22 protein-coding genes, 1 tRNA gene and 1 pseudogene are annotated in these 22,882 nt (G+C 34.6%); 17 read left to right on the forward strand and 7 right to left on the reverse strand.

The genetic code is table 11. From position 1 onward, the window contains the following. From METFODRAFT_RS06145 to frhA, 3 genes and pseudogenes are all read right to left on the reverse strand, one after another. Positions 1-486, reverse strand: a pseudogene (locus METFODRAFT_RS06145) (NADH-quinone oxidoreductase subunit B family protein); the annotation flags it as partial. A 20-nt stretch (positions 487-506) separates the two neighbouring features. Next, on the reverse strand, positions 507-1,007 hold the full coding sequence (gene frhD, locus METFODRAFT_RS06150) for a coenzyme F420-reducing hydrogenase, FrhD protein (RefSeq protein WP_007044697.1): 501 nt from the start codon (positions 1,005-1,007) through the stop codon (positions 507-509). A 10-nt stretch (positions 1,008-1,017) separates the two neighbouring features. Beyond that, a complete protein-coding gene (gene frhA, locus METFODRAFT_RS06155; protein WP_007044698.1) occupies positions 1,018-2,250 on the reverse strand; it encodes a coenzyme F420 hydrogenase subunit alpha in 1,233 nt (410 codons plus the stop codon). Positions 2,251-2,718: 468 nt separating this feature from the next. Between frhA and METFODRAFT_RS06160 the strand changes: the two genes are divergently transcribed. The 9 genes from METFODRAFT_RS06160 to METFODRAFT_RS06200 all read left to right on the forward strand — a co-directional run bounded on the left by METFODRAFT_RS06160 (position 2,719) and on the right by METFODRAFT_RS06200 (position 12,895). Then, a complete protein-coding gene (locus METFODRAFT_RS06160) occupies positions 2,719-3,141 on the forward strand; it encodes a hydrogenase iron-sulfur subunit (RefSeq protein ID WP_007044699.1) in 423 nt (140 codons plus the stop codon). A 9-nt stretch (positions 3,142-3,150) separates the two neighbouring features. After that, positions 3,151-4,050, forward strand: coding sequence for an NADH-quinone oxidoreductase subunit B family protein (locus METFODRAFT_RS06165; RefSeq protein ID WP_007044700.1), 900 nt, complete (start codon positions 3,151-3,153; stop codon positions 4,048-4,050). Positions 4,051-4,101: 51 nt separating this feature from the next. Next, a complete protein-coding gene (locus METFODRAFT_RS06170; RefSeq protein WP_007044701.1) occupies positions 4,102-5,514 on the forward strand; it encodes a Ni/Fe hydrogenase subunit alpha in 1,413 nt (470 codons plus the stop codon). 1 nt (position 5,515) lies between these two features. Further along, positions 5,516-6,709, forward strand: coding sequence for a 4Fe-4S binding protein (locus METFODRAFT_RS06175; protein WP_007044702.1), 1,194 nt, complete (start codon positions 5,516-5,518; stop codon positions 6,707-6,709). Between the two features lie 95 nt (positions 6,710-6,804). Continuing rightward, the gene (locus METFODRAFT_RS06180) at positions 6,805-8,769 is read left to right on the forward strand and encodes a CoB--CoM heterodisulfide reductase iron-sulfur subunit A family protein (RefSeq protein ID WP_007044703.1); all 1,965 of its coding nucleotides are present in this window, start codon (positions 6,805-6,807) and stop codon (positions 8,767-8,769) included. Positions 8,770-8,793: 24 nt separating this feature from the next. Further along, positions 8,794-10,098: a formylmethanofuran dehydrogenase subunit B gene (locus METFODRAFT_RS06185; RefSeq protein WP_007044704.1), complete on the forward strand. Its 1,305-nt coding sequence runs from the start codon at positions 8,794-8,796 to the stop codon at positions 10,096-10,098. 147 nt (positions 10,099-10,245) lie between these two features. Beyond that, positions 10,246-10,599: a hypothetical protein gene (locus METFODRAFT_RS06190; RefSeq protein WP_007044705.1), complete on the forward strand. Its 354-nt coding sequence runs from the start codon at positions 10,246-10,248 to the stop codon at positions 10,597-10,599. 10 nt (positions 10,600-10,609) lie between these two features. Further along, positions 10,610-11,734, forward strand: a complete 1,125-nt coding sequence (locus METFODRAFT_RS06195; RefSeq protein WP_007044706.1) for a molybdopterin oxidoreductase family protein — start codon at positions 10,610-10,612, stop codon at positions 11,732-11,734. A 21-nt stretch (positions 11,735-11,755) separates the two neighbouring features. Next, the gene (locus tag METFODRAFT_RS06200; RefSeq protein WP_007044707.1) at positions 11,756-12,895 is read left to right on the forward strand and encodes a Coenzyme F420 hydrogenase/dehydrogenase, beta subunit C-terminal domain; all 1,140 of its coding nucleotides are present in this window, start codon (positions 11,756-11,758) and stop codon (positions 12,893-12,895) included. A gap of 44 nt (positions 12,896-12,939) precedes the next feature. On the opposite strand, the gene pdxT is transcribed toward METFODRAFT_RS06200, so the two are convergent. The 4 genes from pdxT to dph2 all read right to left on the reverse strand — a co-directional run bounded on the left by pdxT (position 12,940) and on the right by dph2 (position 15,215). Next, positions 12,940-13,500, reverse strand: a complete 561-nt coding sequence (gene pdxT / locus METFODRAFT_RS06205; protein WP_007044708.1) for a pyridoxal 5'-phosphate synthase glutaminase subunit PdxT — start codon at positions 13,498-13,500, stop codon at positions 12,940-12,942. A gap of 114 nt (positions 13,501-13,614) precedes the next feature. Beyond that, positions 13,615-13,702 (reverse strand) — tRNA-Leu (locus tag METFODRAFT_RS06210). Between the two features lie 153 nt (positions 13,703-13,855). Next, positions 13,856-14,254 (reverse strand): secondary thiamine-phosphate synthase enzyme YjbQ, encoded by a 399-nt coding sequence (locus METFODRAFT_RS06215; RefSeq protein WP_007044709.1) that lies wholly within the window; start codon positions 14,252-14,254, stop codon positions 13,856-13,858. Position 14,255: 1 nt separating this feature from the next. Continuing rightward, positions 14,256-15,215 carry a diphthamide biosynthesis enzyme Dph2 gene (gene dph2 / locus METFODRAFT_RS06220; RefSeq protein WP_007044710.1) on the reverse strand — a complete coding sequence of 320 codons (960 nt, stop codon included), beginning with the start codon at positions 15,213-15,215 and terminating at the stop codon, positions 14,256-14,258. A gap of 235 nt (positions 15,216-15,450) precedes the next feature. Here dph2 and thiC point away from each other — a divergent pair, with 235 nt between their 5' ends. From thiC to METFODRAFT_RS06260, 8 genes are all read left to right on the forward strand, one after another. After that, positions 15,451-16,731 carry a phosphomethylpyrimidine synthase gene (gene thiC / locus METFODRAFT_RS06225; protein WP_007044711.1) on the forward strand — a complete coding sequence of 427 codons (1,281 nt, stop codon included), beginning with the start codon at positions 15,451-15,453 and terminating at the stop codon, positions 16,729-16,731. 127 nt (positions 16,732-16,858) lie between these two features. Then, positions 16,859-18,004, forward strand: coding sequence for an L-serine ammonia-lyase, iron-sulfur-dependent, subunit alpha (locus METFODRAFT_RS06230; protein WP_007044712.1), 1,146 nt, complete (start codon positions 16,859-16,861; stop codon positions 18,002-18,004). Between the two features lie 24 nt (positions 18,005-18,028). Further along, positions 18,029-19,720, forward strand: a complete 1,692-nt coding sequence (gene arcS, locus METFODRAFT_RS06235) for an archaeosine synthase subunit alpha (RefSeq protein WP_007044713.1) — start codon at positions 18,029-18,031, stop codon at positions 19,718-19,720. Positions 19,721-19,736: 16 nt separating this feature from the next. Then, positions 19,737-20,195, forward strand: a complete 459-nt coding sequence (locus METFODRAFT_RS06240; protein WP_007044714.1) for a hypothetical protein — start codon at positions 19,737-19,739, stop codon at positions 20,193-20,195. Between the two features lie 13 nt (positions 20,196-20,208). Continuing rightward, entirely contained in the window at positions 20,209-21,108 is a 900-nt protein-coding gene (gene mmp11, locus METFODRAFT_RS06245) for a methanogenesis marker protein 11 (RefSeq protein WP_007044715.1), read from the forward strand. Between the two features lie 39 nt (positions 21,109-21,147). Continuing rightward, positions 21,148-21,918 (forward strand): DNA-methyltransferase, encoded by a 771-nt coding sequence (locus METFODRAFT_RS06250; protein ID WP_007044716.1) that lies wholly within the window; start codon positions 21,148-21,150, stop codon positions 21,916-21,918. A 143-nt stretch (positions 21,919-22,061) separates the two neighbouring features. Beyond that, complete coding sequence (locus METFODRAFT_RS06255) at positions 22,062-22,301, forward strand: hypothetical protein (protein ID WP_007044717.1); 240 nt, start codon at positions 22,062-22,064, stop codon at positions 22,299-22,301. 75 nt (positions 22,302-22,376) lie between these two features. Next, positions 22,377-22,742 (forward strand): hypothetical protein, encoded by a 366-nt coding sequence (locus METFODRAFT_RS06260; RefSeq protein ID WP_245528937.1) that lies wholly within the window; start codon positions 22,377-22,379, stop codon positions 22,740-22,742. Positions 22,743-22,882: the final 140 nt, after the last annotated feature.

Genomic DNA, 22,882 nt, shown 5'->3' on the forward strand with positions numbered 1-22,882 from the left:
CAAATAATCCATATCTCCATTTAATGCTGCTGTTATTACGTTGACAATTACCTCTGGAGAAGGAGGACATCCTGGAATTGCCAAATCACATTTTTACAACTTCTGTTAGTGGAGAGAATGAACTATGAACTGGTTTGACATTTGGTTTCCTCTGCAGAATCTTGTAACTCCACCAGTTGCAGCACATGCTCCTAAGGCAACAACAATCTTTGATTTTTCCCTAACTTCAAGAATTTCTTTTAGTGAGTGCTCATCATCTAAGCAAACACTACCCTCCACAAGCGCAATATCAATATCATCAGGAATTTCCCTCTCAATGGTTATTTTATCATCTATTTCTTTTATCTCTGTCTTTTCATCCACCAAAGTTAATGCATAGACCAACTTCACCTTATTTAAAATATCCAAAAGTTGCTCGTAAGTATCTGCAATAGATATCAAACATCCTGTGCATCCACACATGTGTATGTGTGCTATTTTTACCATAATTTCCCCCACAAGTTTATTTATTTTGATAACTCATCCAAAACCATCTCAACAGCTTTATCAACAGATTTTTTAACTTCCTCTGACAATTCAAGGCATATATCTGGGGCAGTCATGTTTTTTGATTGGCATCCAATAACTACAACTTTTATGCCATATTTTTCGCTAATCTCCTTTATCATCCCTGCAAGAGGCATATCATGAGCATCTATGTAGTATTTTTTTATCTTTGGCAAGTCATTTGGATACAATTTTATTAATTCTCCCGGCTTTAATCCAAAATCAATTGCATCTATGATTATAATCTTCCTTATTGGCGTATTTTCATCAATTAAAGAAAGTATAAAGTGAGATGCTCCAGTTCCAGCATCAATAATCCCTATTTTATCAGAATTTAGGATGGGAATTTTTTCTTTTAATGCATTTAACTTGTTTACAACCGCATAGCCAAACCCATCATCACCAAACAGAACATTTCCACATCCAAGGATTAAAATTTCTTTATTCAAATATTCTGGCATGTTTATCCCGTTATTTTAGTATTTTCTCATCAACCACTCTATTATCATAATCCTTAACAATTATGTGGGTCGCACATGAAATACATGGGTCATAAGCCCTAACAACATACTCCGCAAACTTATAATGGTTTCCCTCAATTGCCTTACCAATAACTGGAATGTTCCATGTTGTTGCAACAATCGCATTGTAATAAACTATATTTCCCCTCTTGTCTATTGCTGCTTGGTGTGTATTGTGTCCCCTTGCTGCCTCATGAACACCTAAACCTACTTTTTCACCATCTCCAATTATTGACTCATCAGATAATGTTTTTCCGTTCACGTTTAGTTCATCAAGAATTTCCATTGCTCTCTTAACTAAAACCTCCAATTCATAAGTTCTTGCTATATTTATCGCCATGGCACCTTTTTCTTTAAAATCAAAGAATTTTCTAAACCTTGCTCTTGGTCCAACTTCTGCCAATCTCCCATTGTATGTTGGGATTGTTGTTGATGCTTGCAATGCAACATCTTTTTCATAAAACTCAAAAGAAGCATATTCTACAACCTTACTCTGGTCGATTGCTGTTCTATCTCCATAGGTTGGATGAGTTGCTATATAACCAAAATCATGATACCCAAGTTTTTCTGGCAGTTCTGTTCCATCAGCTAATGTCTTGCTCTCAAATATTGGAACTAAATATTCTATTTGTTCTTTTGCAAGTTTTTCATATTCTTTGCATTTGTAGTATATTTTTGCCTTCGCAGATTCTGTTATGTTCTTTGCCATTCCTCCAATTCTAATGTTTGGTGGATGAATTCCTTCCCCTCCAACAACATCAACAATATATTGGGCAATTTTCCTCATTTTTTGGACTCTTTTTATAAACTCTACCCTATCCTTCTCTGGAACAAAATCGGGCGATATTAAAAACTGATGCAATGGATGAGAGTGCATTTTATTTGCAATCCCTATCAACTCCCTCAACAACAAGCCATCTTTTGGAGGTGTTATGTTACATGCGTCTTCTATTGCCTCAACTGATGAAATTGCATGAGCTACTGGACAAACTCCACAAAACCTCATAACTGCAATAGGTGCAAATTCTGCTGGTTTACCAACTAAAAACTTTTCAAATCCTCTAACTGGGGTTACACTTAAATAATATCCTTTCTCAACAATTCCTTCATCATCAACCTTTAAAACCAACTTTGCATGTCCTTCATGTCGCGTTGTAGGATGAATCTCCACAACCTTACCCATAATACCACCTTATTTGAAAAATTAATGTAGATATTATTAAAGATGATATCTATTAAAATTTATTGTTTAGTTAAAATGAAAAATTATATATGTTAAAATAAAATTTTGAGTTTTTATTAAAAAATAATAAAAATTTAAAAAATAAGATTACAAAATAAATATCTATTTTTAAAAATTAAATAAATTAAGGACATAATATCAACATAAAGTATGGCAAGATTAAAAATAAAAACTATTTTTGATTTTACCTCATTTTACTACAGAATTTCCCAAAATCAATTTTTAATATCTTTTCTTGCTTTTTTATATCCAAAAATTTAATTTAAATAATATTGTAATTTAAAATTTCAATATATATATAAAATTTTCTATTTGGTTCTAAATGTATTACTATATATATTAAAAATTGTTATGATATGTTCGATTAGTTTTCGCAATATGGATATCAAAATATTTAATGGTGGTCTAATGTCTGAATGGGAGCCAAAAATTATTGGGTTTTGTTGCAACTGGTGTACCTATGGTGGAGCAGATACCGCAGGAGTGGGAAGGATGCAGTATCCTCCAAGCATAAGGATAATTAGAGTCATGTGTTCTGGAAGAATTGAGCCATCCCTTGTTTTAAAAGCATTTAAAGAAGGTGCAGATGGTGTTTTTGTTGGAGGTTGCCACTTAGGGGATTGCCACTACGATTCTGGGAATTACAAATGGCAAAGAAGAGTCATGATGCTATACGAATTATTAGAAGAGTTGGGCATTGAAAGGGAAAGATTGAGGCACGAGTGGATTTCCGCATCAGAAGGGGAGAAGTTTCAGCAAACGATGATTGAATTCTACAATACAATAAAATCCCTTGGACCTTGCAAATTAAAAGAAAAATTAAACAAATAAGGTGATTAAATGGCAAAAATAGCAACAACATGGCTATGCTGCTGTTCTGGATGCCACATAAGTTTGTTAGATTTGCATGAAGAGCTTTTAAACTTGTTAGAAAATGTTGAACTTGTCCATTGTCCAGTATTAATGGATGTTAAGGAGATTCCGGATGAGATTGATGTTGCTTTAATTGAGGGTGGAATAAGAAACGAAGAGAACTTAGAAATTGCAAAAGAAATGAGAAAAAAGGCAAAAGTAGTTATTGCTTTTGGAACTTGTGCCACATTTGGGGGAATTCCAGGATTGGGCAATCTATATTCAAATGATGAGATATTGGAGAAGGCCTACAAAACAACACTAACAACAAAGAATGATGAAGGCATTATTCCAAGTGAAGAAGTTCCTTCATTAACTTCAAGAGTTAAGCCACTATCTGAGGTTATAGATGTTGATTACTTCATCCCAGGATGTCCACCAAACCCAGAAATAATAGCCAATATAATAAAAGCATTATTGGAAGGAAAAGAGCCAGAATTACCAAAGAAAAATATGTGTGATGAATGTCCAAGGAAAAAGAGTGATGATGGTGTTGTAATTGAAACAATAAAAAGAAAATATGAAGGAAAACCAGACCCAGAAAAATGTCTATTGGAGCAAGGTTATCTCTGCTTAGGTCCTGCAACAAGAAGAGGTTGTGGAGCAGCATGTCCAAGTGTGGGAGTTCCATGTAGTGGTTGCAATGGTCCAACAGACGCTATTGTTGACCAAGGGGCTAAGATGATATCTGCTTTATGTTCTGACTTTGGAATTGATAAAGATAGAGAAACAGACCCAACAATGTTGCCAAAATCAATAAAAGACAAAATTGGCTGTTTCTACAAGTTTACTCTTCCAAGTGCCTTAATTCCTATTAGGTTAAAATAAGTATTCATAAAAAACACGACGATACATAAAATTTGAAATTACGGTGATAAAATGGTAAAATTGTCAGTTGAACCAGTTACGAGGGTTGAAGGGCATGGAAAAATAACCGTATCCTTTGACGAGAATGGGAATTTGGATAAGGTTCATTTCCACGTTGTTGAGGTTAGGGGCTTTGAGAAGTTTTTGGAAGGGAGGTATATAGAGGATGCTCCAATCTATACGCCAAGAATTTGTGGGATATGTCAAGTTGCCCACCATTTGGCAAGTGCTAAAGCAGTGGATGCAGTGTTTGGTGTAAAAATCCCAGAAACTGCCGAACTTTTGAGGAATTTAATGCACCAAGGGGCAACAGTCCATAGCCATGCACTTCACTTCTACATGCTCGCTGCACCAGATTTGATGCTTATAGACGATGCTTTAAAAAGAAATATCTTGGCAATTGCAAAAGAACATCCAGAGATTGTTAAAGATGCTATAGAGTTGAGAAAAATAGGGCAGACAATTGTTAAAGTTGTTGGAGGTAAGGCAATCCACCCAGTTACGTGTGTAGTTGGAGGGCAGTCAAAACCATTGAAAGAAGATGAAAGGGAGGAATTATTAAAATTATCTGAAAGGGCAGTTGAACTTTCCGAAAAGTCCATTGAAATTGGAAAAAAACTCATTGAGAACTTAAAGGAGAATGATTTATTAGATATTGGCTATTTTGAATCCTACCATGCAGGTATGGTAAATGATGGAGTTCATGAACTCTACGATGGAAAAATTAGAGTAGTTAATGCAGAGGGAAAAGTTGAGTATGAATTTGACCCATCAGAATACATGAACTACATTGCTGAAGGTGTTAGGCCATATTCTTACTTAAAATTCCCATACTTAAAAGATAAAGGGGAAGAAGGGGTCTATAGAGTAAATACATTATCAAGGTTAAATGTAGCGGATAAAATGGCAACACTATTAGCACAAAAATACTATGAAGAATTCGTTAAAGAATTCGGAAAACCGTGCCATTATCCAATGCTCTTCCACTATGCAAGGTTAATTGAACTTCTCTCAAGTGCTGAAAAGGTAAAAGAACTTTTAGAGAATGATAAAATTGTTGTAGAAGATATAAGGGCAGAACCAGAAGATATTGTTGGAGAAGGAGTTGGATGCGTTGAGGCACCAAGGGGAACATTAATCCACCACTTCAAAACAGATGAGGAAGGAATCATAACCGATGCAAACCTAATTGTCGCAACAGTCCAAAACAACCCTGCTATGGACATTGGAGTTAGAAAGGTTGCTGAAAAATACTTAAAAAGCCCAGACGATGCAAATCCACAAATCCTAAACTACATGGAGATGGTAATTAGGGCATATGACCCATGCTTATCATGTGCAACCCATGTAATTGGAAACTCCAATAATGGCCTTTCATTAGAGGTTTACAAGAAAAATGAATTAGTCAAAGTCATAAGGGGATAAAATGATAGTGATAAATACGGAGGATTGTTACCTATGCAAAGCGTGTGAAAGGGCATGTCCTAATGAGGCACTAAAGTTTAATCCCCTTAAGGTTTGCATGTTATGTGGTAATTGTGTCAATGCATGCCCAAATAATGCCTTAAGTTTGAGAGAAATCAACATAGACGGTAAAAAAATTAAGCAAATAGGTTACAATCCAAGTAAATGCGATTTATGCGGAGAGTGTGTAAATGTTTGTCCAAATAACCTAAAAATTGAAGAAAACAGGTTAAAGGGCTTCTGTGTTGGATGTATGAAGTGCATCGATGCCTGTCCAGATGGATTCGTTGGAATGGAAGGAGTTGTTGAACCAAACAAAAAAGAAATCACAATTCCAAAAGAACCAATTGTTGTTACAGATGACTGTGTTGGATGCGGGATTTGTGCTAATGAATGTCCAGTAAATGCCATAGAGATTAAGGACAACAAAGCCGTTGTTGATGAAAGTAAATGTATCTACTGCAGTATATGTGCTCAAACATGTCCATGGAATGCAATATTTGTTGCAGGTAGAAAAGTTCCAAAAAGAGACAAAACAATTAAGAAATTCGAAATTGATGAGGAACTTTGTGTTGGATGTGGAGTTTGTGCAGAGGTCTGTCCAAGGAACCTCATAAAAATTGAGGATATGGTTGCAATTCCACCAGTAGGATGTCCAAGTTGTGGGTTATGTGTTAATGCATGTCCTGTAAATGCTATAACCTTGGAGGTTGGGTATGAGCCACCAAAACCAGTAAGTGAAGGGGGGCTTGTGTGGGTTGAGGAAAACTGTAACTACTGCGGTTCATGTGCAATGAAGTGTCCAACAAGTGCTATAAAAGTAATTAACAAGAGAGGAATGGAACTTCCAACAAAGAAGAAAACAGAAGAGAAAGAAAAATTCAGAATGTGTGTAAGATGCGGAGCATGTACAATTGCATGCCCAACAGGAGCATTGAAGTTAGGTAAAGTAACCCACAACGGAAAAGAATACAACAGAATCGAATTCAGCCCATCCCTCTGTGATAAATGTGGGAAATGTGTTGAAATCTGCCCATATAACGTATTAGAGCTAGCTGACAATAATGAAATGCCATTAAAAGGATTCTGTGTGATGTGCTTGAAATGTGTTGAGACATGTGAGAAGATTAAGAGGAATGCTCTGGCATTGAAATAATTTTTTACACATACTTATTAGAAAAACTAATTAATAAATTAATAAATCAAATATCAACAAAATATACAAAATTACCAATAATATTTGGTGATAACATGGAAGAGCCAAGAATTGGTGTCTATATCTGCCATTGTGGAGTTAACATTGGAGGAGTCGTTGATTGTCCAGAAGTTGCTGAATTTGCTAAGACATTAAAAAATGTTGTTGTTGCAAGAGATTACAAATATATGTGTGCAGACCCAGGGCAAGAGATGATTAAGAAGGATATTGAAGAATATAACTTAAACAGAGTTGTTGTTGCTGCCTGTTCTCCAAGGTTACACGAGCCAACATTTAGAAGATGTGTTGCTGAAGCAGGATTAAACCCATTCTTATTCGAGTTTGCAAACATAAGGGAACATTGTTCATGGGTCCACATGCATGAAAAAGAAAAAGCAACAGAGAAGGCAAAAGATTTAGTAAGGATGGCAGTAGCAAAGGCAAGGTTGTTGGAGCCATTAGAATTCATCAAAGTTGGAGTTACAAGAAGGGCATTAGTTATTGGAGGAGGAGTAGCGGGAATTCAAACTGCTCTTGATTTAGGAGACATGGGATTTGAAACAATACTGGTTGAGAAAACTCCTTCTGTTGGAGGTAGAATGGCACAACTTGACAAAACATTCCCAACAAACGACTGTTCTATCTGCATATTGGCTCCAAAGATGGTTGATGTTGCAAAGCATCCAAATGTTAAACTCTACGCATATTCAGAGGTCGTAGATGTCCAAGGATACGTTGGAAACTTTAAAGTTAAGATTATGAAAAAGCCAAGATACATTGATGAAACAAAATGCACTGGATGTGGGCAGTGTGCAGAGGTCTGTCCAATAGATGTGCCAAATGAATTTGATATGGGTCTTGGAATGAGGAAGGCAATCTACAAACCATTCCCACAAGCAGTTCCAGCAAAATACACTATTGACAAAGAACACTGTATAGAGTGTGGATTATGTGCCAAGGTTTGTGGCCCTAATGCCATCGACTTTTCCCAAAAACCAGAGTACATTGAGGTTGAGGTTGGAACAATAATTTGTGCTATTGGTTATGATGTATTTGACCCAACGGTTAGGGAAGAGTATGGATATGGAGTTTATGATAACGTTATAACCGCCCTTGAATTGGAAAGGATGATTAATGCCTCAGGTCCAACAGGAGGAAAAGTAATTAGGTTGAGCGATGGTAAAAAGCCAAAGAGAATTGCATTCATCCAATGTGTTGGTTCAAGGGATGCAAAAGTTGGCAACAAATACTGCTCCAACGTCTGTTGTATGTATGCAATGAAAAACTCACAATTAATTAAAGAAAAATCCCCAGAAACTGAGATAGATATTTACTACATGGACATTAGGGCATTTAGCAAAGGATATGAGGAATTTTATGAAAGAAGTGCAAAACAATATGGCATTACATTCATAAGAGGAAGACCTGCTCAAATTTTGGAAAACCCAAAAACCAAGAACCTAATTGTCAGAGCAGAAGACACCTTATTAGGAGAAATTATCGAGAAGGAGTATGATTTAGTTGTTTTATCTGTAGGGATGGTTCCAACAAAATCAGCAGATGAAATCCAAAGGATATTGGGAATTTCAAGAACACCAGACCAATTCTTCATGGAGGCACACCCAAAATTGAGACCAGTTGATACAGCAACGGATGGGGTTTATCTCGCTGGAGCATGTCAAGGACCAAAAGATATTCCAGCATCCGTTGCACAAGGTTCCGCAGCAGCAGCAAGGGCTGCAATTCCATTGGCTAAGGGAGAAGTTGAAGTCGAGCCGATTGTTGCATCCGTAAATGAAGAAATCTGCGGTGGATGTGGAGTTTGTGTAAAACAATGCCCTTACGGAGCCCCAAGATTAGTTGAAAAAGATGGTAAAAAGGTTGCAGAAGTTATTGCGGCATTGTGTAAGGGATGTGGAACATGTGCCGCTGGATGTCCAAGTGGAGCATTAGAACAGAAACACTTCAAAACCATCCAATTATTCAAGCAAATTGAGGGGGCATTCAAAGATCCTGCCTAAAAAATTATTTTTTAAGGTGGTTCCATGGAAGAAGTAAAAAATGTTGTATGTCCATTTTGTGGGACATTGTGTGATGACATAATATGCTATGTTAAAGATAACCACATAGTTGGAACAAAAAACGCATGCAGAATTGGGCACAGCAAATTCACCCATAGAGATGGAGCAGTTAGATATACAGAGCCGTTAATGAGGGAGAATAAAAAAGATGACTTCAAAAAAGTGGATTGGGATACGGCAATAGAAAAAACAGGAGAGATATTGGTAAATGCTAAAAGACCAATATTATATGGATTTTCAGCAACTGAATGTCATGCACATGCGTATGGAATGAAGTTGGCTGAAATGGTTGGAGGAGTTGTTAGTAACACAGCAGAGGTTTGCCATGGACCGAGTGTTTGGGCACTGCAGGATGTTGGTTATCCAATCTGCACATTGGGGGAGGTAAAGAACAGGGCGGATGTTGTAATATATTGGGGATGCAATCCTATGCACGCACACCCAAGACATTTGGGTAGGTATGGAGTATTTGCAAGAGGATTTTTCAGGGAGAGGGGAAGAAGCGATAGAACCTTGATAGTTGTTGACCCAAGGAAAACAGATACTGCAAAATTGGCAGATATCCACTTACAGGTTGAGCAACATAGAGATTATGAGTTAATAAGTGCAATGAGGGCAGCATTGAAAGGGTTCAAATTAGGGGTTGATAAAGTTGCAGGGATTCCAGTAGAGACAATCTATGAAGCAGTTGATATTCTTAAAAATGCCCAATTTGGAATCCTATTCTTTGGTATGGGTGTCACTCAATCAAAAAGCAAGCATAGAAACATTGACAATGCCATCCAATTAATTATCGACTTAAATGCCTACACAAAATTCTCGCTCATTCCAATGAGGGGACATTACAATGTAAATGGATTCAACCAAGTGTGCACATGGATTTCTGGCTTTCCATTGTGTGTTGATTACTCAAGGGGCTACCCAAGATTCAACCCAGGAGATACGAGTGTAACTGATTTACTAATGAGAAAGGAGGCAGATGTCATGCTCAACATTGCCTCTGACCCTGGAGCACACTTCCCAAATAAAGCAGTGGAGAGAATGGCAGAAATCCCACTAATAGCAATAGAGCCTCACAGAACCCCAACAACAGAATTGGCAAACATCATCCTCCCTCCAGCAATTGCAGGAGTGGAATGTGAAGGAACTGCTTATAGAATGGATGGCATTCCAATCGAATTGAAAAGGGTTATTGAACCTCCTGAAGACGTTTTACCTGATAGAGAAATCCTAAAAAGAATTATTAGCAAGGTTGAGGAACTCCTATAATAACATTACATTATAATTTTTTCTTCATTTGATAATACTTTTTAGAATTTTATATTATTATAATAATAAAAATTTGAATTAAGTAGTAAATTTTATATACAATAATGGAGGTGATATTAATATGAATTTGGTAATACGGTGATATAAATGAATATGAAAATGAGCATTGAAAAGTTAAAATTAGTAAGACCAAAGGAGAATCCAAAAAATACAAACTTGGAATTGGATGTGGATTGGAACATTGAATACAAAAAGATAAACAACAATTCATTCTGTTATATATGTAATTTAAAAATGGAAGAATTTCCAGTATCGTTTGTTGTTGAAGGGGTTGTGGAGTTTGAAGAAAATACCAACAACGTTTCAGAGGATGTTTCACAATCAATACTGGATAAATTACTCCAAATTTTAGTAAATCTAATAAACCTAACAAAAGACGTGCAGGTTGAGGTTGAAAGTTTCCCATTGGTAGAAATCTCTGCTCAAAAAGTCGCATCATAAAGGTGATATAGTGAGGGTTGTTCATACCATTTGTCCTGGTTGTAGTGTAGGGTGTGGGATAGACCTAATTGTCAAGGATGATAAGGTCGTGGGAACTTACCCATACAAGAGGCATCCAATAAATGAAGGAAAAAACTGTCTAAATGGAAAAAACTCCTACAAAATAATCTATCATGAGAAGAGATTAAAAAAGCCATTGGTTAAGAAAAATGGAAAATTTGTTGAAGTTGATTGGGATGAGGTTCTGGAGTTAATTGCAGGGAAGTTAAAAAATTACAACAAAGAGGATATAGCTTTTATTGCCTCTGGAAGATGTACAAATGAAGATAACTATGCATTAAAAAAATTTGCAGATAGTTTAGGGGCTAAGATTGGGCATTGCATCTGCTGTTCTCCAAAGGTTAATTATTCAGAGATATCTGTAAGTATTGAGGATGTTGAAAATGCAAAAAGTATCATAATCATTGGCGATGTTTTTGAGGAAAATCCGCTGATTGGGAGAAGAGTGGTTAAGGCAAAAGAAAAAGGGGCTAAAATAACAATCTTCAACACAGAAGAAAAAGAAATTTTAAAATTAAATGCTGATGAGTTTATAAAGGTTGACGATTATTCAAAAGTTGAAATAAACGCTGATGAAGATACCATTGTAATAATAAATGCCCCAATGGGGGATGTTGGTGAAATTATCAAAGTCGTTGAAGAGAAAGGAGGCAAAGCTTTACCAGTTGCAAAGCACTGCAACACAGTTGGGGCAACACTTATTGGAATACCTGCTTTGGGTAGGGATGAATATATAGATCTATTAAAAAATTCAAAATGCATCTATATAATGGGGGAAAATCCTGCATTATGTGATGGAAATTCATTAGATAATGCTGAATTTTTGGTTGTTCAAGATATTATAATGAGTGAAACTGCAGAACTTGCTGATGTGGTGTTGCCTTCTGCATGCTGGGCAGAAAAAGATGGAACATTCACAAATACAGAGAGAAAAACACAAAAAATAAATAAAGCAGTAAATCCACCAGGAGAGGCTTTAGATGATTGGAGAATAATAAAGAATCTTGCTGAAAAAATGGGGATTGATTTAGGATTTGATTCAATTGATGACATCCAAAAGAATCTCCAATTTTAAAATTCCATCAAAGGTGGTATCATGGATAAATACGTTTTAGTTCAGGCATCTGATGAGAAAATTTTAAAGCATGCAGAATGTGGTGGAGCAGTAACTGCATTATTCAAATACCTACTGGATAAAAAACTCGTTGATGGTGTCTTAGCATTAAAGAAAGGAGATGATCTCTATGATGGGATTCCAGCATTCATAACGAATTCGGAAGAACTAATTGAGACTGCTGGTTCTCTACACTGTGCTCCAACGAATTTTGGGAAGTTGATAAAGAACTACTTAGCAGATAAAAAGATTGCAGTCTCTGTTAAACCATGCGATGCTATGGCAATAAGGGAATTGGCGAAGTTGAACCAGATCAACTTAGATAACGTCTATATGATCGGTTTGAACTGCGGAGGAACCATTAGTCCAATTACAGCGATGAAGATGATTAAACTATTTTATGAGGTAGATCCTAAGGATGTTGTGAAGGAGGAAATCGATAAAGGAAAATTCATCATCGAGTTAAAAAATGGGGAACATAAGGCAGTAAAAATCCATGAGTTGGAAGAAAAAGGTTTTGGAAGGAGGAAGAACTGCCAAAGATGCGAATTAAAAATCCCAAGAAATGCGGATTTAGCATGTGGAAACTGGGGGGCAGAACCAGGATGGACGTTCGTTGAAATCTGCTCAGAGAAAGGGAAAAAACTCATTGAAAATGCTGAAAAAGAAGGTTATATAAAAACTAAAAAGCCTTCTGACAAAGGTATTGAAATTAGAGCGAAGATAGAAGAGAGCATGATCAAACTCGCTAAAGGTTTCCAGAAAAAGCACCTTGAGGAGGAATATCCAGACCTTGAAAGATGGCAAGAGTATTGGAATAGATGCATTAAGTGTTATGGCTGTAGAGATGCTTGTCCAATCTGTTTCTGTAGAGAGTGTAGATTGGAGGCGGATTACCTCGATGAAAAAGGCAAAATTCCTCCAGATCCAGTAATGTTTCAGGGTATTAGGTTGTCCCACGTCTCCCAAAGTTGTATAAACTGCGGGCAATGCGAAGACGTCTGTCCAATGGAAATTCCACTCGCATACATATTCCACAGAATGCAGTTGAAACTCAGAGATATCTATGGATATATTCCAGGGATTGATGACAAGATGCCACCATTGTTTGATTTTGAATAATTTTGCTTTTTTAAATTGTAATTTTTACATTCCACATAATTATTTTATTTTTTAACAACATTCTCTACAAAATACTTATAGACTTTATATCCATCCTCTGAAAGTTCTGGGTGGAAGGACAGTCCCATATATTTACCCTCCCTAACACCAACGATTTTGTCATCATCCATTGCAAGAATCTCAACATCATCACTCAATATCCTATCAACCACTGGTGCTCTTATAAATACAGCGTGGATTTTTCCAATGCCTTTCATCTCAAGGTCTTTTTCAAAACTTTCTCTTTGACTTCCATAGGCATTTCTTTTTATGGTTATGTTCATCAACCCTAACAATGGCTGTTCTTTACCAGTTCCTTTTGATAAGAGAACCATACCCGCACAGGTTCCTAATATTGGCAAATCAGAATTCTTTAATGCATCTATAAACCCATACTTAACCATTAACTTACCCATCGTTGTGCTTTCCCCACCAGGGATGATTAATGCATCTATGTCTTTTAAATCTTCAACAAATCTAACTCTTTTCGTTTCATAACCTGCTTTTTTTATAGCTTCTTCGTGTTCTTCAATAGCCCCCTGAATTCCCAAAACACCAATTATCAAACTCTCACCTTCAGTTTTAATTCAATTTAAAAAACGCTGAAGATATATAAAAATTTTAGCGAAATGTAAAATTATAAATTTAAATTTATCAATTTAATCGTCTAAAATTAAAAATGGTGCAGGGGAGGGGATTTGAACCCCCGAACCCCTTCGGGACCGGATCTTAAGTCCGGCGCCTTTGGCCAGGCTTGGCGACCCCTGCACATCTCACGTCGGCACAAATACAATATTCAAAACTATTATATATACTTTTTGGTTTTGTGTATTTTTTTATCACAACTATAAAATTTTTTAATTCCATTAAACACATAACAACACAAAAATAGAAATTGTAAGATGGATAATTTTTAAGAAATTAACCTTTTATGACCTTAACATAAAAATTCCTATGTCTTGGACCGTCAAATTCACAGAAATAAATTCCCTGCCATGTTCCTAAAAGTAATTTCCCATTTGTAATTATAACCGTTAAAGAACATCCAAATGTGGAACTCTTTATATGGGCGTCAGAGTTCCCTTCCAAGTGTGTAAATGGATAATCTCTTGGGATTTTATCTTTTAGGAATGCTATTATATCCCTCCTCACAGAGGGATCGGCATTCTCGTTTATGGTTATGGCTGATGTTGTGTGGGGAGTAAATATTACTGCTATCCCTTCCTTTACATTTGCTTTTTTAACACTCTCCTCAACATAATTTGTTATATCAATCATCTCTTCTCTTGAATTTGTTCTTATTGAATATTTGAAGAGCATATTATCCCTCAAAATCCTCTTTCTTTATTTCATCAAATACATACTCAAATTCTCCATTTATTAGCATTTCCAATTCCTTTGGAGTTAGTATTGGTTTGTCATATAAGGCGTAATCATCCATCACAATCCTTGGACATGCAACTATTACATACGCATCAACATCATAAATTAAGGATTGGGGGGAGAGATTATTTACAACAATTAATAGGTAGTCAATTTTAGCATTTTTTAATAAATTCTTCACATACTCAAGAACCTTCTTTCTACATTGTCCCTTTTTTGTGGATAAAACGATACCAATTTTCTTTGGGGGATTTATCATCAACTTTGAGATGACAGCAATTCTTCTCTTTATCAATTTGTTTATTTCCTCTTCTTCAATGGATGAAACCTCTCCTGTTACTGGATTGTAAATAATTACTGGTTTTTTTATTTTGTATGCAATCATTAGCGGATGAAACCTCCCAGTTCCAACAAACAAAATATTGCCTTCTTTATTTATTTCTGCCCTACAGCCCAGTACGATGGTAGGGTTGTATCTTTTTAAGAGTTCTTTATATTGAATTGTTGTTGCTACAGTGGAGATATTTTTTTCTTTTATAATATCCTTAATATCGTTAAGGATCCCATTTTTCTCTTTTTCATCAAAGATATGATAAACTGGGACAAAAATCGTTGGGATTGAAGGTTTTGCATATTCTAACTCCTCATGCCCATAGTGGATAATCAAATCAATTCCCAAATGCCCAACCTCACCATCAACCAAATCACAACCACCAAAGCACGTTCCTCCCCAAATCATCAACTCTAAACTTTTTCCTTTTTTATTAAAGTATTCTTTTATCTTTTCAATCTCTTTTTCAACGTCCCTCTTTAACCCTTCTGGAATTTGAAATAGGATTCTTTTTGCATTTCTTTTTTCTATCTCTTTAATGACCCTTTCAGTTTCTAAATTCCACATTTTCACCACATCCACACATCACTAAAGTTTTTTAAGTTAAATTTATATATTTTGTTTGATTATAATGGTTTGCAATAAATGTTTAAATTCTAAATTTAGAATTGTATTCTATGATAAATTTTAATTTAAGAAGTTTAATAAATTTGAATGACCTTCGGGTTTTGTAAATTTTTTACTTATGAGTTTTTTGCTTTTATTTTTATGTTGATTTTTATAGGATTATGGAAGTGGAATTATGACACAAATGATTGATGCTAAAAATGGAACTATTACAAAAGAAATGGAATTTGTTGCAAAAGAAGAAGGAATAGAAATTGATAAACTAAGAAGGTTGATTGCAAAAGGTTATGTTGTTATTCCAAAAAATATAAGCAGAAACACAAAACCAGTAGGTATTGGAGAAGGATTGAGAACAAAGATAAACGCAAACATTGGAACCTCTCCAGATTTTGTAGATATTGATTTGGAAGTTAAGAAGGCAAAAATAGCGGAAAAGTATGGAGCAGATGCAATAATGGACTTAAGTACTGGAGGAAATTTAAGGAAAATCAGAAAGGCAATAATGGATGCAACAAACTTACCAATTGGAACAGTTCCAATCTATGAAGTTGGAGTTGAGGCAAAGAAAAAATATGGAAGAGTTATTGATATGGATGAAGATTTAATATTCAATGTCATAGAAAGACAGGCAAAAGAAGGCATTGATTTTATGACCCTGCATTGTGGAATAACAAAAGAAAGTGTAGAGACACTTAAAAAAAGTGGTAGGATAATGGGCGTTGTTAGTAGGGGCGGAGCATTTTTAACCGCTTATATATTGTATCACCAAAAAGAAAATCCCCTCTATGAGAACTTTGATTATTTGTTGGATATTCTTAAAGATTATGATGTTACTATAAGTTTAGGGGATGGAATGAGGCCCGGTTGTTTGGCAGATAACACAGATAGGGCACAAATACATGAACTCATTGTATTGGGGGAACTCGTTGATAGATGTAGGGAAAAAGGCGTTCAATGCATGGTTGAAGGTCCAGGACATATTCCTTTAAACAACATAGATGCAAATATGAAGTTGCAAAAGAGCATTTGCAAAAATGCCCCATTTTATGTTTTGGGTCCAATTGTCACTGACTTAGCCCCGGGATATGATCACATAACCTCGGCAATTGGGGGAGCACTTGCAGCATACTCTGGAGCGAATTTCTTGTGCTATGTAACCCCTTCTGAGCATGTTAGAATAATGACTGAAAGTGATGTTAAAGAAGGAGTTATTGCAGCAAAGATTGCTGCTCAGGCTGCTGATGTTGCAAAAGGAAATGCAAAAGCATGGGAAAAAGAAATAGCGATGGCTTATGCAAGAAAAAACCACGACTGGGAAAAGCAGTTTGAGTTGGCTATTGATAAAGAAAAACCTAAGAAGATGAGGGAAGAAATTCCTTCATTAGATGAAAAGGCGTGCAGTATTTGTGGAGAGTACTGTGCTTTGTTAATGGTTGAGGAGTTGGGAAAGAGATAATATTAATAGATACGTTGGTTTCAAATGTAATTACAAATTTTTTTCATAAAAAATTTTAAATTTAATTTTAAAGTATTAATTTAAAGTAATAGTAAAATAGAATAAAAAAACTATTTTGGTGTTATATATGAAAAAAGAACTAATGACAAAAATTTTAAATAAAGAAATTGTCAAAGCACTCGGATGTACGGAAGTGGGATTAATTGGTTATGCTGTTGCATTATGCAAACCAGAGAATCCCTACAACATAGAGGAGATAGATTTAACTCTCGACAAAGGGACATTTAAAAATGCCTTCTCTGTTGGAGTTCCAAATACCAATGGATTTGGAATTTTACCTGCGGTTGTTGGTGGATTATTAGGAAATGCGGAGAAGAAATTGATGATATTTGATGGGATAAAATACAGCAAAGAATTGGAAGATTACATAAAAGATAGATTAAAAATTGATGTTGTTGATGGGGACATATATTGCAAGGTTGTAATAAAAACCAAAGATGGGGATGTAAAATCAAATATAATAAAAGGAAGTCACTTGAATACAAATGAAGATGATGAAAACTTAAAAAATGCATTTAAATTCCTAACTTTAACTGATTTTTTAGAATATATTGAAGATATTCCAAAGGAAATTGAAAACCTAATAATAGAAACAATAAAAACAAATAAAGAACTTGTAAATAGCGAATATCTAAAATTAGGAAATGATGAACTCTCATATATCATAGAAAAAACTACATCGGCATGTTACGAGAGAATGAGGGGGATAAATAAACCTGCGATGGCAATTGCAGGCAGTGGAAATATGGGCATAATGGCAACAATGCCAATCATTGCGTATCATGAGTTTAAAGGCAAAGATACTAAAAAATTAATAAAATCCTTAACTTTATCGGCATTAATAACAATTTATGCAACTTATCATTCATCCTACATCTCCTCAATGTGTGGATGTGTGAATAGAGGGGGTTTAGGGGCTTTGTGTGGGTTATGTTATTACATTTATGGAAGTAATGTAGATAAAATAACAGAGGCAGTAAAAAGTTTCACAGGTAATTTAGTGGGTATCATCTGCGATGGAGGAAAAGTTGGCTGTGCATTAAAACTTGCCTCTGGATGTTTTGCAGTATATAGTTCTTTATTTGTGGAGATTCCTTCAAACAACGGAATTGTTGGAGAGACATTCGAGGAATGCATTGAAAATATTGTAAAAATAGGGAATGTGATGAAACCTGTTGACGATGAAATCATTGAGATTCTCAAAAATAAATAAAAAATTAAAAATAAAAGTGGTAAAATGCTTGAACCGGTAAGTTATGATATAGGAAGAGTCTGCAAAGAGAAAGATGGAACATTAACACCGAATTTAATAGATGTTAAAATAAGGTCATATACATCCAAGAAAAGCGAGGAGATATTTCTTTTGCTTCCCTTTTCAAAAGTTTCAGATGGAATATTAACACCAACAATAAAAATGCCATTTGATACCCCAAGAGAAATTGCAGGAATTTTTAACAAATCTCATGTTGGGAATGCAAAATACAAGGATGAAGAAATAACCTACCAAATTATAAATGTTGGAAAGCATATTGATTTGTTAAAAATAGAAGATGCTGATTTATACATAATTGCAGATGGCAGAAGAATAATTGAAAGAAAAGAACTCCTAATTATTCAAAAAATAAGAGAAAAGATTTCTCCAAATTCGGGTATATACTTCCCAGGAACCATACCTTATGAAATGCCTCTTCTTGCTTATATGGGTGTTGATTATTTTGATAATATTTCTGCAAAATATTACGCATCCCTTGGCTATAAATTTACAAAAAATAGGTTAATTAAATCCAACGATGATTTTGAGATGCTTTACATGCATAACAAAAAAGTAATAGATGAGGTTTTGGAAGAGATAAGATACTGTATAAAGGAAGGATGTTTGAGGAATTTAGTGGAAGAAACCACAATATCCAATCCATATTTAAGGGCAAATTACAGAAGATATAATCCAGATTTAAGGAACATCCCATCATCAAAAGGCAAAAAAATTATCGTTTGTATTGATGAAACAAGAATCCCAGAAGTTAAAAAGTACATTGAAAGGGCAAAAAATTATGAACCATTTACAAATGTTGTAGTTCTTCTTCCATGTTCATCAAAAAAACCATATTCCACATCAAAATCACACAAATTCTTTATAAATGCAATAAACTCATCCAAAATGGTTGTGGAGGAGATTATATTAACATCTCCTTATGGTTTGGTGCCGAGAGCATTGGAAGGGGTTGTTAATTACGATATTCCAGTAACTGGAGAATGGAGCAATGAAGAAGTTGAGTTTATAAATGAAACCTTAAAAAACTACATAAAAAAAGTTAAAGAGAAATTTGGGGATACTATAATAATCTCCCATCTACCTGAACATTATTTGGAAATTTTGGATTTAGATGATTATATAAATACTGCAGTTGATGGAAATCCACTTTCGGATGAATCCTTGAATAACCTAAAAGAAACACTCAAAAAAATAAAAGAAGAACAAAACATAAATCTAAATAAGAAACAACAAAAGATACATAACTATCAACAATTGGCAAAATTCCAGTTTGGGGTTAATTTTATTCCAGATGATGTTGTTATAAAGGATAGACCAAACAAAAGATTCTTAATAAACAAAAACAATAAATTAGTCCAGATTTGTTCATTAAATGAAAATAACGGCTTGTTTGTCTTAACTTTGCAAGGTGGAGAATTACTTTGGGAGTTGAATGGGAAAGATGTTTTATATGTTGAAGTTAATTATGATATAAGAAAGGGAAGTTTATTCGCTCCAGGATTTAAGGACTGTAATGAGAATATATCGGTTAATGATGAAATTGTTTTAATAAAGGATGATGAAGTTGTTGGTGTTGGTAGAGCGTTGATGAATGGTTTGGAAATGAAAAAGGCTAAACACGGAGCCCTCGTTAATATAAGGCATGTAAAATCTTAATTTTGCGAGGGAGATTATGGAGGGGGATATCAAAAAAATAGCGGAATTAATTATAATAAAAGATAAGGATTTTAAAGAAAAGGACAAGTTGAAGGAATTGCTTGTTAGATATGTGAAAATTCATGATGAAATTAGCATACTTGAAAATGTCCTTGAAGATTTTGAAGAACTGGATATTTGGTTGAAGAATCTCATAAAGGACATTGACATAACTGAAAAACTTTTGGATAAGTTGAATAAAAATATAAATATTCCAAATTATAATGAGATTAAAGAACTCTTTAAAAAATTTAAAGATATTGAAATTAATTTAGATGAATCTTTGAGATGGGATGTATATAATAAGATTGAAAATTTGAAGAGGGAACTTGAAGAGGTTGAGAAACAGTTGGAATTTGCAATCCTGAGTTATGCCATAGTGAAAACTGGTAGTGATGATTATTCAGAACTTATAAAGTATTTGGAGGGAATTTAGGTTGGTGGTTTTCATGGAGGAACTGCATTATAAAAGAATCGTGGCAATGGTTGATAAAGGGTTGAATTTGGTGGAGTTAGTTGAAGAACACCCGTGTCCAAATGGAGCAGAGTGGGTCGTCTATCAGTATCAAAGAACCTCCCCTTTAATTGTCTCAGCATGGAGAGAGGGAAATAAACATCATTTTGTCACAAAGATTGGAAAGGCAGATTTAAACTTAATCCCCTCAATATCTGCCGCGGGTATTGAGGAAGTGTTTTTGGAAGGGGAAAATGTTCACATAGTTCACGCTGGTTTGGCAGGTGCTGGAGTAGGGGCAGAGATGAGAAAGAAAGCAGAAAACGTAGTTGATGTAATAATCCACCAAAAAGGTGGGGGTTCAAAATTAGGGAAAGCAGAGGTTATAACCCCAAAAATGGAAAAGGTTATTGTTGGGATAGATGATACTGATACAAAAGAGGAAGGGGCTACCTGGGTTTTAGCAAATGAGATTGGAAAATCTGTTGAAAAGGAAGGCTATGGCTACTATATGGACCACACAATCGTCCAACTCTACCCAGGAAATCCAAATAAAACACAAAACTGCGTTTCTATTGCTTTAACCTTTGCAGTTTATCCAAAATATAAATACAAAATTGATGAGTTAATAAAAAAAGAATTAAAAGAAAAAAGTTTGTCTGACGATACCTCAATGGCGATATACTATGGAATAACTCCATCAAAAAGCATGAAGTTATTTGCTCTTAGGGCAAAGAGAGAGTTGGTTTCAATAGAAGATGCGAGAGCAATAGCAATGCAAAATGATATAAGGGTTGTTAAAGTTAATGGTGAAGGAGGGATTATTGGGGCTGTTGCTGCCTTAGGTCTTGCTGAACACCACGACATTGCCGCAAAATTGCCTGAGGATTTATAAATTTTATTTTTTAATCATGATAATATAATGAGTGGAATTATGAAATTGGGAAAATTTGAGATTGATAATATTTACTTAGGAGATAGTTTGGTTCTAATGAAAGATATTCCTGACAATAGCATTGATTTAATTGTTACTGACCCCCCTTATGGTATTAATTTTAAAAGTAAAAGAAATAATTACAACAGAAAAGATGAAAATGTTTTAGATGGATACAATGAGATTCCAAAAGAGAATTATGAGTTTTCCTATAATTGGATGAAGGAAGCATATAGAATATTAAAACCAACAGGAAGTATGTATGTATTTTCTGGCTGGACAAATTTAAAGGATGTTCTTAATGCCTTAGATGACGTTGGATTTATAACAATAAATCATATAATTTGGAAGTATCAATTTGGTGTCTTTACAAAGAGAAAATTTGTAACATCCCATTATCATATTTTATTTGTTGTCAAAGATGAGAAAAAATACAAATTCAACAAAATAGATCATTATCCAGAGGATGTTTGGGTAATAAACAGGGAATATTGGAGGGGAAAAGTTAAGACCCCAACAAAATTACCTACTGAATTAGTTAAAAAAATCATTCTTTATGGTAGTGATGAAGGAGATATTGTTTTTGACCCATTTCTTGGTTCTGGTCAAACTTGTGTTGTTGCAAAGCTGTTAAATAGGCATTATTTGGGTTTTGAGATTGTTAAGGATTATTATGAATTTGCAAAGAAGAGATTAGAGGAAATTAAAAATGAAGACAATAATCTGCTTAGATGGATTAAAAATGATGAAATTGCAAAAATAAAGAAATAGGGGATAGAATGAGTATTTTGAAAAATTTGGATGAATTAAAAAATTTAGTTAAACAGTATCTCCGAACATCATACTAACTAATAGAAAACTTAATATTTGGTAATATCGAATAGTTAATATCAAAAAAATATGGAGGTGAAATCATGAAGGGGATAAAACACACAATAATAAAATCCTTTAACGAATTTAACAGTTTTGTTGGTAAGGCTTTACGAATTACGCCGAGGATTTATCGGGTTGAAGGTTATTCTAAAGGATTCATCAAAGCTATAGAAAGCAACACATACTTAGAAACGATTAGCACGTTAGGGTATCCTTCAGTGGATTCTTACTATCGATACATAAAGAAACGCAGATATATCTATGATAAAAGAGGCATATAAATATTTCGTTAAGTCAATAATCGACGATTTTAAAAAAGATAAAAGGCAAATTTTACCTGTCGATGGATACGCACTTTGAAGCATACTATGGAAGAACTTAAAATCCTCCGATATAATTCACAATTACAGAAAGAAAGGGGGAGTTCTGGCTCATACAAATACATAACTGCGGTTTTACATACGAAGGCATTTAGTTTGGTGGTTTATTGCGATATTATCGAAGTTCATAACAATTTCCTCCCAAAATATATTGAGGAAATCTTAGAATTCGTCATTAACGAGTTAAAAATAAATCCAAAGAAACTTACAGTTCTGACCGATAGGGAGTTTAAAAATTTCGAAATAATCAAAATTTTTGAAAGATATGGTTGTAATTATATCTGTTTCGTTCCAAAGAATGATATAAAATATTATCTCGAAAAAGAGTATAAAAATTTATAAATCTGATAGTGTGATTTAACAATATTAACTTTAAAACCAAAAATAGAAATAGGTAGTACTTAAATAACTCGTTAAAAAAACGGTGCATCTCCTATGCTAGCAGCACTTAATAGTATACTCACTAATTCTATAAATAGTTT

Source organism: Methanotorris formicicus Mc-S-70 (assembly GCF_000243455.1).
In the GTDB taxonomy this organism is placed as follows: Archaea; AGJL01; Methanococci; order Methanococcales; family Methanococcaceae; genus Methanotorris; species Methanotorris formicicus.